This window comes from Actinobacillus vicugnae, assembly GCF_901687125.1.
Taxonomy (GTDB): domain Bacteria; phylum Pseudomonadota; class Gammaproteobacteria; order Enterobacterales; family Pasteurellaceae; genus Actinobacillus; species Actinobacillus vicugnae.
The window spans coordinates 1-12128 of the sequence record NZ_CABFJY010000025.1; the positions used below are offsets into that span (position 1 = coordinate 1).

Sequence of the window (12128 nt, forward strand, 5' to 3'; positions counted from 1 at the left end):
ATAACTTAACTTCGTTCACAACAGTGCGTCGTTGTGTGTGGTGCATTATAGAGATTTTCTAAGCCTATGCAAGTGTTTTTTGCAAAAAATCTTGAAAAATTTATCAAAAGCGCAGTTTTAGTACAATCTGACTGTTTTTTAGTGTTTTTATGCTGAAAAAGTGCTTATTACTCACGTTTCTATTAAAAAATAATCCTAGCTAATGTTACTAAAATTATCTTCCTTTTTGCCAAATATATCGTTACATTTGCATAGTTCATCCATATAGAGGTAGATATTATGCAAAAAGAACATTTTATTGGCTTAGGTGTAGCAGGTAATTTTGCTGGGCATTTAGAGCAGGCAGGCGAAGCCGCTGATTTCCAACAAGTGCAAACGGAAGAAGCGATTCAGCCAAAAGCCATTTTTCCTTTCTATGTTCCTAGTCAAAACTTAGCGCAATCCGAACAATTTCTCTCTGCTTATCCCCTTTCACACGATACGATCACGTTCCCTCATGATGCTGATAATTTGCAAATTGAACCTGAAATAGCATTAATTTGTGAAGTTGCATATCAAGATAAGCAAGTTATAGCACTAAAACCAACGCATTTTGCTGCTTACAACGATTGTTCAATCCGCCGTCCAAATGCTCGCAAAATTTGTGAAAAGAAAAACTGGGGGACTGCATCAAAAGGTATTTCTGCAACATCAATTCCATTAGAAAGCTTTACCGAAGGTTGTACTTTAGATCATTATAATATTGCTTGTTTTCATAAGCGTGATGGCAAACTAAACACTTATGGCGAAGATAGCCCAGCGGTAAGCTATAGTTATTTTCATCAAAAACTGCTCAATTGGATTATAGATAAGATGAATCACCAGCCAGACCAAGGACCGATGAATCATATTGCGGGCTTATTAGCACAAGCGAATTATCCGACTAAAGCCATTATTAGTATTGGTGCTACACGTTATACAGAATTTGGGGAGCGTAATTTCTTACAAATTGGTGACACCAGTATTGTGGTGGTTTACAACGCACAAAAATACTCACACGATCAAATCAAAGCAATGGCAGAAAGCGAGCAATTTTCGGGCGATTTATCGGCGTTAGTACAGAAAGTAGCTTAATAGAAAGCGGTTATTTTTTTCGGAGAATTTGCAAATTCTCGTAAGAAAATAACCGCCTTTATAATAACTAACGCTTTAAACGTACTTTGATAAGAACTCTTTAAATTCACGAACAATACGAAGAAATTTCTTTATATATTCTAAAATCTGTTCTTCTGCCAATCCTACACCTGAAAATAAATCAAATTGTAATGCTAAATATTCTCTATCATCTGCATAATAAGCTCTTGCTAAACGATAGTGAGCGTTCCATCTATTTATCACATTTAATGAAACATCAACATCACTAACCATCCAAGATAATTGCAGCTCCCCTCTATTTCCATTAAAAAGTAAATATTGATCTCCATCGATACGAACTCTTATGAAATGCTCGCCAGCTATATCCACAGCTGAATAGCCATCGTTTCGTAACATAACGACTAATTCTTTATCAGAATAAGATGGTTTAACTACTAAGGTTTCTTCATCATAAAACATTATAAACCCCTCTATTTAACTAACTCTAAATTAACAATTTCAAATAAAATATCGCTTTTTCCAAATCGGAGTTCTAGCAATTCTTCAATATATTCTTCTACCATTACCCTTGCCACTCGTTCACTTCTCGCGTGAACAAAATGGAATGATTTATCTGCCATACTCCCTTCGTATGTATATTCGACGGAATATAAATGAGACATTAAATTTTCCTCTTTTTGCATAACTAATTATGTCTGCAATGTCAATAGCAGACATAAAGGAATATATTCCTTTGCAAAAATCACTTTTCCCCAATAACAAGCGATCAATTTTTATTTTTGCGATCAAGATCGCCAAATTCACCACGAAATCTGATTATTTGCTTTTCTTGCTTTATAGTGCTGAAAACCTTGGAGGCACTATGAAAATCATTACATTACTTCTCTTTTCTCTGTTTTTCGCCACATCGCTATTCGCCCAAAAACCTGCCCTGATGTTGCTGGAACAATATCAAGATCAAGCGCTAACTGGCTGGGTAATGAGCGAGAAACTCGACGGCATTCGTGCGTTTTGAGACGGTGAGCAACTTATTAGTCGACAAGGCAATCCTCTTACGCCACCAGACTACTTTGTTAAAAACTTTCCTCCTTTTGCTATTGATGGTGAACTATTTAGTGAACGGGGAAAATTTGAAGAAATTTCAAGTATTGTCAGAGCAAGCGAACCAAAAGGCTGGTATAAATTAAAGCTTTATGTGTTTGACGTGCCAAATGCTGAAGGCAATTTATTTGCAAGATTGGGGCAACTGCAAAACTATTTAGCACAACACCCCACACCTTATATTCAAATCATTGAACAAATTCCTATTCAAGATAAATCGCATTTAATGCAATTCTATCAACAAGTTTTAGCGCAAAAAGGTGAAGGCGTTGTTGTTCGTAATCCGAATACTGCTTATATCAAAGGAAGATCAGCGCAAATTCTTAAACTCAAACCTATATCCGATGAAGAATGCACCGTGATCGCCCACCACCAAGGCAAAGGAAAATATCGTAATAAGTTAGGGGCAATTACCTGTGAAAATCATCGAGGGCGTTTTCGTATTGGCTCGGGTTTTAAAGATAAAGATCGTGAGAATCCACCGCCAATTGGTAGTTTGATTACTTATAAATATCGAGGTATAACCGAACAAGGTAAACCACGTTTTGCGACCTATTGGCGTCTCAGAACAGATAATGCTCCTCAATAACACTCAAATTATTTATTCGAATAAATCTTTTTATCTGCAACAGATTGACAATTTATAGCTGAAAGAGTAAAAGCATTTTACATATTTTTAACATTTTGGAGTACTTTGTATGCTAACTATTTCAGCAACCAGTGAATATTCACTGCTTTGTTCTCTGCCTCCGCCAACCGCTCTCGCTAAGCAACAAAAGTTATGGCTTATGGAAAAATACGCCAATACAATTGATTCTGTGCAAGAAGCGGTGGTAGGCATGAATAATATTACTTTTTACCATTCGCTGTTTGCCGATAGCGAAAAATTGCAAATGGATATTCAACGGCTTTGGCTCGCGATTCAAGATAAAGATGAGCAATATCAAGCTCGTTTGATAGAAATTCCTGTCCACTATGGTGGTGAATTTGGTGAAGACTTGTATCAAGTTGCACAATTTCACCACACCACGCCTGAAGAAATTGTTAGGCGTCACACCGCTCCTCTCTACACCGTCTTTATGATGGGCTTCCAACCTGGTTTTCCTTATTTAGGTGGCTTGCCTGAAAATCTACACACACCTCGGCGAGAAGTACCTCGCGCCAAAGTGCCTGCTGGTTCGGTAGGGATCGGTGGTAGCCAAACGGGGATTTATCCTTTTACCTCACCTGGTGGTTGGCAACTTATTGGTAAAACTCAAGTTGCTTTATTTGATGCCACACAAATACAACCCGTCTTACTACAGGCAGGCGATCAGATTCGTTTTGTGATGGAGAGCATAAGTTTATGATTTATATAAAACATTTAACCGCTTTTGCCCATATACAAGATCTCGGTCGCTATGGTTTACGTTCTTTGGGGGTGGGTCACGCTGGTGCTATGGATCCGCTTGCATTACAAGCGGGCAATTTTTTACTAAAAAATGCAGAAAATGCACCTGTGATGGAAATCGCTTTAGGTGGAATGACGCTCACTTTCGATTGCGATACGCCATTTTGTTTTACAGGTGCATTAGTCGAGGCTAATTTAGACGGCAAACCTATTTTCCCTTATTGGCGCTACACAGCTAAAGCTCGCCAAACGCTTACCTTAAAACGAATCGTGATGGGTAACTATGCCTACTTATGCGTTGCGGGAGGCTTTCTTGTGCCGAATGTACTAGGCTCGTGCAGCACTGATCTCAAAGCAGGAATCGGAGGTTATCAAGGGCGCTTACTTAAAACAGGCGATAATCTCGCCACTTCTATTCGAGATAGCTATTTATCTCCATTAGGAATTATGCCGATTCCTTTCAGCCAACACATTCGTGCCACCACTTCTTCCGAATATGATGAGTTTTCTGCAGATAGCCAGCAACACTTTTGGCAAAGTGCATGGCAATTACAATCCAACAGCAATCGTATGGGCTATCGCTTTGCGGGCGAAAAACTTACGTTGTCTACGCCACTTGAAATGCTCTCTTATGCAGCTCCAGCAGGCACCGTGCAAGTGCCTCCCAATGGGCAACCAATCATTTTAATGGCAGATGCACAAACCACTGGCGGCTATCCCAAAATTGCCTGTGTCATTAAAGCTGATCTCGGGCGGCTTGCTCAAGTTCCTTTTGGTGAAGCGGTGTATTTTAGCCAAGTTAGCCGCCCACAAGCGGTCGAAATTTACCAAAAAAATGCAAATTATCTTGAAAATATAAGGAGTATTGTTGATGAAGTATGTTGATTTAAATGTCGACCTCGCCGAAGGCTTTGGTAACGATCAAGCTCTATTAAAATTGGTCACTTCCGCCAACGTTGCTTGTGGTTTGCACGCAGGCGATTACCACGAAATGCAAAAAGCACTTCGTTGGGCAAAACAAAATAACGTGCGAGTAGGCGCTCATCCTAGTTTTCCTGATCGTGAAAATTTTGGGCGAACTGCCATGCAGTTACCCGCTGTTCAACTCAAGTCTTGCTTGCTTTACCAACTTGGTGCTATTAGTGCGTTGTGTACTGCTGAAGGTGTTGTATTAAGTTATGTCAAACCGCATGGCGCCTTGTATAACCAAGCGGCGCGAGAGCCAGCACTTGCCTTGTTGATTGCACAGACCATTCAGCAATTCGATCCTACACTAAAATTGATGGGGTTATCGGGCAGTTTAATGCTAACGATTGCCGAAGATATAGGGCTTGGTACCATTTCTGAAGTTTTTGCCGATCGTCATTATTTAGCGGATGGTTCGCTCGTCCCTCGTTCTCGTGCAGATGCTTTGGTAGAAAATGATGAAGAAGCCATTGCGCAAGTGCTACAAATGGTACTTGAAGGCAGTGTGCCAAGTGTTGAAAGCAAAAATGTGCCGATTAAGGCTGACAGCATTTGTCTACACGGCGATGGGGCGCATGCTTTGCAATTTGCGCAAAAAATTCGTCTCGCATTACAAGAACAACAAATTTGCATTTCAGCGGCATAATTTGACCGCTTACAGGAGAAACATATGGCAAACAATAATCGTAACGCATTACTTGGCGCCGCTTTTTTAATGGCAACCTCTGCTATCGGGCCAGGTTTTTTAACTCAAACAGCTACCTTTACCCAAACTTTAGTAGCAAGTTTTGGTTTTGTAATTTTACTTTCGATCTTGTTAGATATTGGCGCACAGCTCAATATTTGGCGCATCATTGCCGTTTCAGAAAAAAAAGCGCAAGACATCGCTAACGCAGTACTTCCTGGCGCTGGTTATTTGCTGGCACTATTAATCATTATGGGCGGACTTGCGTTCAATATTGGGAACGTTGGTGGTGCAGGCTTGGGGCTAAATATCCTCACAGGCATTTCACCTGAAATGGGTGCAATTGTTAGTGGCGCAATTGCAATCGGTATATTTTTATTTAAAGAAGCAGGTAAAGTAATGGATCGCTTTGCACAAGTGATGGGATTTGTCATGATCGCCCTCACAATTTATGTGGCAGCCAACGCAAATCCACCGCTTGGCGAAGCAATTACTCATACTTTTTTACCTGAAAAATTAGACGTCATTGCAATTGTAACACTAGTTGGCGGAACCGTTGGTGGCTATATTACCTTTGCGGGCGCTCACCGTTTATTAGATGCGGGCGTAAAAGGAAAAAATTCACTAAAAGAAGTGAGTAAAAGCTCAATTTCAGCCATATTGATCGCTTCTATCATGCGAGTAGTTTTATTCTTAGCGGTATTGGGTGTGGTATCTCAAGGGGTAAAACTCGATCCTAGCAATCCAGCCGCTACACCATTTTCTTATATTGCAGGAAATGTTGGCTTAATGATTTTCGGCATCGTGATTTGGGCGGCTTCTATCACTTCAGTTATTGGTGCAGCTTATACCTCGGTTTCATTTATCACAAGTTTCTCGCCTGCCATTGAAAAATATAAAAATGGGTGGATCATTGCATTTATTGCTATTTCAACCGCCGTTCTCGCCACTATCGGACGCCCAGCCCAAGTATTAGTTTTTGTTGGTACACTCAACGGACTTATCTTACCGATTTCATTAGGTTTAATCTTATTAGCTGCTTACAAAACTAAAATCGTGGGCGATTATAAACACCCAGTTTGGATGACGATTATCGGTGTTATCGTTGCACTCAGCATGGCAATTTTAAGTGCGATGACCCTCTCAAAATACATTCAAGGCCTTATCAGCTAGTCCTCCCAAGCGGTCATTTTTGATGTGAAATTTGCAAAATCTTAGTTAAAAACGACCGCTTACTTTTTACAAAGCTAAGGAAAATTGTGAAGTAGTTGGCATTTCTTGGGGAAAGCATTTGCAAGCCTACTCCGATTTGATTATCTTGAAAAAGCAACACAATAATAGAAGGTATTTTTATGACAAATGCAGAACTCTTCACTGAGGGGCTCAACCTCATGATTTCAGGAATGGGCTTTGTATTACTGTTTCTGATTGTTTTAATTTATGCGATTAGCTTTATGTCTCAGCTAATTAATAAATACTTCCCAGAACCAATTGCCGTTCCACCAGCCAGCAAACCGATGCCAAATATAGCACCTGCCAATGATCTAGACCATTTACGCCCTGTCATTGCAGCTGCGATTGCCCATCATCGTCGCCAACAAGGACTAAAATAAGAGAGGATTTTTATCATGACTATTCAAAATAAAAAAATTGCGATTACTGATGTTGTGTTACGAGATGCACATCAATCTTTATTTGCGACGCGGTTACGTTTAGACGATATGCTACCGATTGCAGCTGAGTTAGATAAAATCGGTTATTGGTCATTAGAAGCTTGGGGCGGTGCAACCTTTGATAGCTGTATTCGTTTTTTAGGTGAAGATCCTTGGGTTCGCCTACGAGAATTAAAAAAAGCGATCCCCAAAACACCATTGCAGATGCTATTGCGTGGTCAGAATTTATTAGGCTATCGTCACTATGCAGATGATGTCGTTGATCGCTTTGTCGAACGTTGTGTTACCAATGGTATGAATGTATTCCGTGTGTTTGATGCACTAAACGATCCTCGCAATATGCAAGCAGCATTACAAGCGGTCAAAAAACATGGCGGTCATGCACAGGGGACTTTAAGTTACACCACTAGTCCTGTTCACACCTTACAAACTTGGCTAGATGTAACCGAACAATTATTAGAAATTGGCGTGGATTCATTGGTTATCAAAGATATGTCAGGTATTTTAACCCCAATGGCCGCTTATGAATTAGTCAGCGAAATTAAGAAACGCTACGATGTCGAGTTGCATTTACACTGTCATTCTACCACTGGTATGGCTGAGATGGCGCTCTTAAAAGCAATTGAAGCGGGCGTAGATGGCGTAGATACGTCGATTTCTTCAATGTCTGGTACTTATGGTCACCCTGCAACCGAATCTATCGTAGCAACCTTACAAGGTACGCCTTACGACACTGGTTTAAATATCCCTGAACTCGAAAGAATTTCTGCTTATTTCCGTGATGTCCGTAAAAAATATGCCAAATTTGAAGGACAATTGCGTGGAATCGACAGCCGTATTTTAGTCGCTCAAGTGCCAGGCGGAATGCTCACCAATCTCGAAAACCAACTCAAGCAACAAAATGCTAGCGATAAGCTTGATCTTGTATTACAAGAGATCCCGCGTGTGCGTGAAGATCTTGGTTATATTCCTCTGGTTACTCCAACTTCACAAATTGTGGGTACACAAGCAGTGATGAATGTATTGATGGGCGAACGCTATAAAACCATTGCAAAAGAAACAGCAGGTATTTTAAAAGGTGAATACGGTCGTACACCTGCTCCAGTCAATAAAGCATTGCAAGAGCGTGTACTAGAAGGCGCAACACCAATTACCGATCGTCCTGCAAATCATATCGCACCAGAAATGGATAAATTAGTTACCGAGGTGACTGCTCAGGCACAAGAAAAAGGTATTACGCTTTCAGAAAATACGATTGATGATGTGTTAATCGTTGCTTTATTCCAACAAGTTGGCTGGAAATTCTTAGAAAATCGTAATAACCCAGCAGCATTTGAGCCTGCTCCAAGCGTAGAATCAACACAGCTAGTAACTCCAACACCGAAAGCACCACCACAATCAGGTGCAGCGGTTTATACTGTTGAACTAGAAGGTAAGGCTTTTGTAGTGAAAGTGAGTGAAGGTGGTGATATTACTAATATTGCCCCAGCAGCTGTTACGCCAGCAACACCGAGTACGCCACCAGCACCTGTGGCAGCGAATGCCGAGCCAGTTAAAGCACCAATGGCTGGGAATATCCTTAAAGTTGAAGTGAGCGAAGGTCAACAAGTCGCAGAAGGCGATGTGTTACTCATTCTTGAAGCAATGAAAATGGAAACGCAAATTTGTGCGCCCAAAGCAGGTAAAGTACAAAGTATTGCGGTAAAACAAGGTGATGTCGTAGCAGTTGATCAACTATTAATGAGCCTTGCTTAAACAATAAGGAGTTGAGATGGAAAGTATTATCGCTCTGTTTCAGGGCATGGGCATTTTACATATGGAGTTAGGACAAGCCATTATGATTGCGGTAAGTCTGCTATTGCTCTGGCTGGCAATTGCCCGTGGCTTTGAACCCCTTCTCTTATTGCCAATTGGTTTTGGTGGCTTGCTTTCAAATATTCCAGAAGCAGGTTTAGCCATGACTGCTTTAGATAAGCTATTACATCATGGCACTGCTGAACAGCTTGCAATCATTGGTACTAAAGTAAATAGTGCGAATTTAGACATAGAGAGTATTAAAGAAGCCATTGCATTAGCCGCACCTTCACTACAAAACGAGCTGGAAGTAATTGCAGGTGATATGGGCTATACCGCAGGTGTATTAGCGCTATTCTATAAAGTGGCCATTGGTTATGGCGTTGCGCCGCTCATTATCTTTATGGGTGTGGGAGCAATGACTGATTTTGGCCCGTTACTCGCTAACCCTCGAACCTTACTATTAGGTGCAGCAGCACAATTCGGTATTTTTGCCACTGTGCTTGGCGCATTAGGCTTGAACTGGTTAGGCATTATTGATTTTACCTTACCGCAAGCGGCTGCAATTGGTATTATCGGTGGTGCAGACGGCCCAACAGCAATCTATTTAGCAAGTAAACTTGCGCCTGAATTGCTTGGTGCGATTGCGGTAGCCGCCTATTCTTATATGGCGTTAGTGCCGTTAATTCAGCCGCCAATTATGAAAGCATTAACCACCGATGAAGAACGAAAAATCCGAATGGTACAGCTACGCACAGTAACTAATCGAGAAAAAATTCTTTTCCCAATTATCTTATTGTTATTAGTAGCGCTATTACTGCCAGATGCGGCACCATTACTCGGTATGTTCTGCTTTGGTAACTTAATGCGTGTGAGTGGAGTAGTGGAACGTTTAAACGACACTGCACAAAATGCTTTAATCAATATCGTTACTATTTTCCTTGGCTTATCCGTCGGTGCAAAATTAGTGGCTGACAAATTTCTCCAACCACAAACACTCGGCATTTTATTATTAGGTATCGTTGCCTTCTGTATCGGTACTGCAAGTGGTCTGGTAATGGCGAAATTGATGAACAAATTTAGTAAAAATAAAATTAACCCACTTATCGGCTCTGCTGGCGTGTCTGCGGTACCAATGGCTGCGCGTGTATCAAATAAAGTTGGTTTGGAATACGACAAACAAAACTTCTTATTAATGCATGCAATGGGGCCAAATGTTGCGGGTGTCATTGGCTCAGCGATTGCCGCTGGGGTAATGTTGAAATACATTGCAGCAATGTAGCATAAGCTACGATCATAAAGCTAAAAAGCGGTGAATATTCACCGCTTTTTTGTTGTCATCTCAATTAAAACAAACTCTCTTGTGAGCCACTGCGTTTATAAATCTCGTTTTTCACTTGAAAACCAAACTCAGCTAAATAGCCTTTCAGTGTTGCAATATTATAGAAAGAATGGCTTTTCGTGGTATTTTGAAAATAGAGATAAAGTTCATCAAAGCTATTTCGTTGCTGAAACAGTAACTCTGCTAGTTGTGTTAATTCTTCATCACTATAACGATAATCATGGCGCTCCGCGGCCGAATCCACCTCCCACCAATTTTGATTATGTCCGTGTAAACGCAAATAGGCTATACGCTGAAAGCTTTGAAACTGAAACTTTGGCAACCCAATATTGGGCGGATAATCCACATTACACCAAATCAAATTCGGCTGTTTTGCAAAGGTCTGCCAAACCGCCTCAATATGCCAACTGTTATGCCGAAATTCCACCGCCAGCGGAAAATCTTTAAACCACGAGCAAAGTTGTGCCAAATATATCCGATTAGCTGGCGTTCGCTCAAAAGTATAAGGAAACTGAATAAATAAATTTGCTAAACAATTTTGCTCAATCAACGGCTGTAAACTGTGCAAAAAGGCGTGTGCTTGTGTAGCAGTTGCAATGCGTTTATGGCTAAAATCTTGATGCAATTTTATCGAAAAATTTAACCGCTTCTCTGCCTTTTCAAGCATACCACGTAAAGCTTTCTCACCAATTGGCGCATGGAAAGTGCTATTAATTTCCACCGCATCATAATGGCAACTATATTCCGTCAGAAAATCACCTTTTGCTGTACCGTGCGGATAGAGCGTTCCAACTAAATCAGTATCGCTATACCCGCCTGTGCCGATGTAGATGTTAGGCATTACACTCACTTACGCTTTGTTCGCCAACTGTAAATAAATCCCCGAGACATCTTGTCCGCCTAAATCGTTTGTGACCGCTTCACGATATTGACTTGCGGCAGTTTCAACCGCAGGTAACGTTAAGCCTGCTTGTTTAAGCTCACGACAAGCAAGGTTTAAATCTTTACTGGCGTGTTTAAGCATAAATGCAGCGGGGAATTGTTTCTCAAGTAGCAATGGCTTTTTAGTTTGGAACATAGGGGAATTCATCGCAGAACCGCCAATTGCCTCAGCCAATTCAGCCAAATCAATACCAAATTGTTCACCCATTAACATTGCTTCTGCATACGCTTCGCCAAAAATACCCAGTAATGAATTTAAGACTAATTTTGCGCCAGAGCCTTTACCTACTTCACCGAAGTGGAAAGTGCGTTGCCCAAGAATACTAAATACATGGCGTAATCGGTCTAATACGGATGCCGCACCACCGAATAAAATCAAGAGTGTACCATTGGTGGCGGGCACCACAGAGCCAGAAACAGGCGCCTCGGCAAATTGTCCGCCGTGTTGTTCAACAAGCGCTTTAAGCTGCTTATTTTCGGTCGGTGAAACCGTACTCATATTCACAATAATTTTGCCATTTAAATTGGCACAAACATCCGCATTGAGAATATCTTTTGCTGCTGCAAAATCCGATACCATTAAAATAACCGCTTGATATTCACGAACTAGATCCGCCGCAGTTTCATAAACTTTTGCGCCTTTTTCTGCAAATTCAGCGCATTTGGCAGCATTTCGGTTAAATACCCCAACTTCAATTTCATGCGCTAATAAACGGTTTACCATTGGAACACCCATTTGACCTAAGCCAATCCAACCTACTTGTTTCAATTCTGTTGTCATAATGTTTTCCTTTTGTGAACGGCTAAAACTGTTTGGATTGTATGCGATTTTCTTTCAAGCGAAAAGAGGCTTTATGACTATTTGTTGTTGCGAATAAAACATAGATCCTAATAGATAAAATTTCAGGCACTTTGCTAATATAATGGTAAAATATCAACGTAATTTGACCGCTTGTAGGCTTTATATTTGCCAATTGATCTGCACCCCAAAACCTGGACACCTAATTTGAGGTGCAGATTATGTCTTATTCTTATCAATTTCGTTTAAACATTATCAAACAAGTGACCGAACAGGATTTGGGTATTCGTGAGGTCGCTAAA

At 40.8% G+C, this 12128-nt stretch carries 12 protein-coding genes and 2 pseudogenes; 10 read left to right on the forward strand and 4 right to left on the reverse strand.

Translation table 11 applies throughout. The annotated features are described in order from the left end of the window. The first annotated feature begins 279 nt into the window (after positions 1 to 279). Entirely contained in the window at positions 280 to 1113 is an 834-nt protein-coding gene (locus tag F8M47_RS07050; protein WP_150539423.1) for a DUF5718 family protein, read from the forward strand. Between the two features lie 75 nt (positions 1114 to 1188). Here the strand turns inward: F8M47_RS07050 and F8M47_RS07055 are convergent, their stop codons facing one another. Beyond that, positions 1189 to 1593, reverse strand: coding sequence for a YbjN domain-containing protein (locus F8M47_RS07055; RefSeq protein ID WP_150539424.1), 405 nt, complete (start codon positions 1591 to 1593; stop codon positions 1189 to 1191). Between the two features lie 11 nt (positions 1594 to 1604). Beyond that, positions 1605 to 1796, reverse strand: coding sequence for a hypothetical protein (locus F8M47_RS07060; RefSeq protein ID WP_150539425.1), 192 nt, complete (start codon positions 1794 to 1796; stop codon positions 1605 to 1607). A gap of 200 nt (positions 1797 to 1996) precedes the next feature. On the opposite strand from F8M47_RS07060, the pseudogene F8M47_RS07065 reads away from it, so the two are divergent. The 8 genes and pseudogenes from F8M47_RS07065 to F8M47_RS07100 all read left to right on the forward strand — a co-directional run bounded on the left by F8M47_RS07065 (position 1997) and on the right by F8M47_RS07100 (position 10025). Continuing rightward, positions 1997 to 2824: pseudogene (locus tag F8M47_RS07065) on the forward strand (DNA ligase). A gap of 109 nt (positions 2825 to 2933) precedes the next feature. After that, positions 2934 to 3584 (forward strand): 5-oxoprolinase subunit PxpB, encoded by a 651-nt coding sequence (gene pxpB / locus F8M47_RS07070; RefSeq protein ID WP_150539426.1) that lies wholly within the window; start codon positions 2934 to 2936, stop codon positions 3582 to 3584. Further along, complete coding sequence (locus tag F8M47_RS07075) at positions 3581 to 4510, forward strand: 5-oxoprolinase subunit C family protein (RefSeq protein WP_150539427.1); 930 nt, start codon at positions 3581 to 3583, stop codon at positions 4508 to 4510. The genes pxpB and F8M47_RS07075 overlap by 4 nt, the downstream gene beginning before the upstream one ends. After that, positions 4497 to 5237, forward strand: coding sequence for a 5-oxoprolinase subunit PxpA (gene pxpA / locus F8M47_RS07080; protein ID WP_150539428.1), 741 nt, complete (start codon positions 4497 to 4499; stop codon positions 5235 to 5237). Before F8M47_RS07075 ends, pxpA begins: the two co-directional genes overlap by 14 nt. A 24-nt stretch (positions 5238 to 5261) precedes the next feature. Then, the gene (locus tag F8M47_RS07085; RefSeq protein WP_150539429.1) at positions 5262 to 6449 is read left to right on the forward strand and encodes an NRAMP family divalent metal transporter; all 1188 of its coding nucleotides are present in this window, start codon (positions 5262 to 5264) and stop codon (positions 6447 to 6449) included. 179 nt (positions 6450 to 6628) lie between these two features. Beyond that, entirely contained in the window at positions 6629 to 6889 is a 261-nt protein-coding gene (locus tag F8M47_RS07090; RefSeq protein WP_150539430.1) for an oxaloacetate decarboxylase subunit gamma, read from the forward strand. Between the two features lie 15 nt (positions 6890 to 6904). Beyond that, positions 6905 to 8704 carry a sodium-extruding oxaloacetate decarboxylase subunit alpha gene (gene oadA, locus F8M47_RS07095; protein WP_150539431.1) on the forward strand — a complete coding sequence of 600 codons (1800 nt, stop codon included), beginning with the start codon at positions 6905 to 6907 and terminating at the stop codon, positions 8702 to 8704. A 16-nt stretch (positions 8705 to 8720) separates the two neighbouring features. Continuing rightward, positions 8721 to 10025, forward strand: a complete 1305-nt coding sequence (locus tag F8M47_RS07100) for a sodium ion-translocating decarboxylase subunit beta (RefSeq protein ID WP_150539432.1) — start codon at positions 8721 to 8723, stop codon at positions 10023 to 10025. A gap of 64 nt (positions 10026 to 10089) precedes the next feature. Here the strand turns inward: F8M47_RS07100 and F8M47_RS07105 are convergent, their stop codons facing one another. Further along, complete coding sequence (locus F8M47_RS07105) at positions 10090 to 10926, reverse strand: DUF72 domain-containing protein (protein ID WP_150539433.1); 837 nt, start codon at positions 10924 to 10926, stop codon at positions 10090 to 10092. A gap of 9 nt (positions 10927 to 10935) precedes the next feature. Continuing rightward, positions 10936 to 11856 carry an NAD(P)-dependent oxidoreductase gene (locus F8M47_RS07110; protein WP_280177518.1) on the reverse strand — a complete coding sequence of 307 codons (921 nt, stop codon included), beginning with the start codon at positions 11854 to 11856 and terminating at the stop codon, positions 10936 to 10938. Positions 11857 to 12047: 191 nt separating this feature from the next. On the opposite strand from F8M47_RS07110, the pseudogene F8M47_RS12275 reads away from it, so the two are divergent. Then, a pseudogene (locus F8M47_RS12275) lies at positions 12048 to 12128 on the forward strand (transposase); the annotation flags it as partial.

Excerpts from the sequence above, each read along its gene's own strand:
- F8M47_RS07050 (WP_150539423.1), top strand. The coding sequence starts at position 280 with ATGCAAAAAGAACATTTTATTGGCTTAGGTGTAGCAGGTAATTTTGCT.
- F8M47_RS07055 (WP_150539424.1), bottom strand. The coding sequence starts at position 1,593 with ATGTTTTATGATGAAGAAACCTTAGTAGTTAAACCATCTTATTCTGAT.
- F8M47_RS07060 (WP_150539425.1), bottom strand. The coding sequence starts at position 1,796 with ATGTCTCATTTATATTCCGTCGAATATACATACGAAGGGAGTATGGCA.
- pxpB (WP_150539426.1), top strand. The coding sequence starts at position 2,934 with ATGCTAACTATTTCAGCAACCAGTGAATATTCACTGCTTTGTTCTCTG.
- F8M47_RS07075 (WP_150539427.1), top strand. The coding sequence starts at position 3,581 with ATGATTTATATAAAACATTTAACCGCTTTTGCCCATATACAAGATCTC.
- pxpA (WP_150539428.1), top strand. The coding sequence starts at position 4,497 with ATGAAGTATGTTGATTTAAATGTCGACCTCGCCGAAGGCTTTGGTAAC.
- F8M47_RS07085 (WP_150539429.1), top strand. The coding sequence starts at position 5,262 with ATGGCAAACAATAATCGTAACGCATTACTTGGCGCCGCTTTTTTAATG.
- F8M47_RS07090 (WP_150539430.1), top strand. The coding sequence starts at position 6,629 with ATGACAAATGCAGAACTCTTCACTGAGGGGCTCAACCTCATGATTTCA.
- oadA (WP_150539431.1), top strand. The coding sequence starts at position 6,905 with ATGACTATTCAAAATAAAAAAATTGCGATTACTGATGTTGTGTTACGA.
- F8M47_RS07100 (WP_150539432.1), top strand. The coding sequence starts at position 8,721 with ATGGAAAGTATTATCGCTCTGTTTCAGGGCATGGGCATTTTACATATG.
- F8M47_RS07105 (WP_150539433.1), bottom strand. The coding sequence starts at position 10,926 with ATGCCTAACATCTACATCGGCACAGGCGGGTATAGCGATACTGATTTA.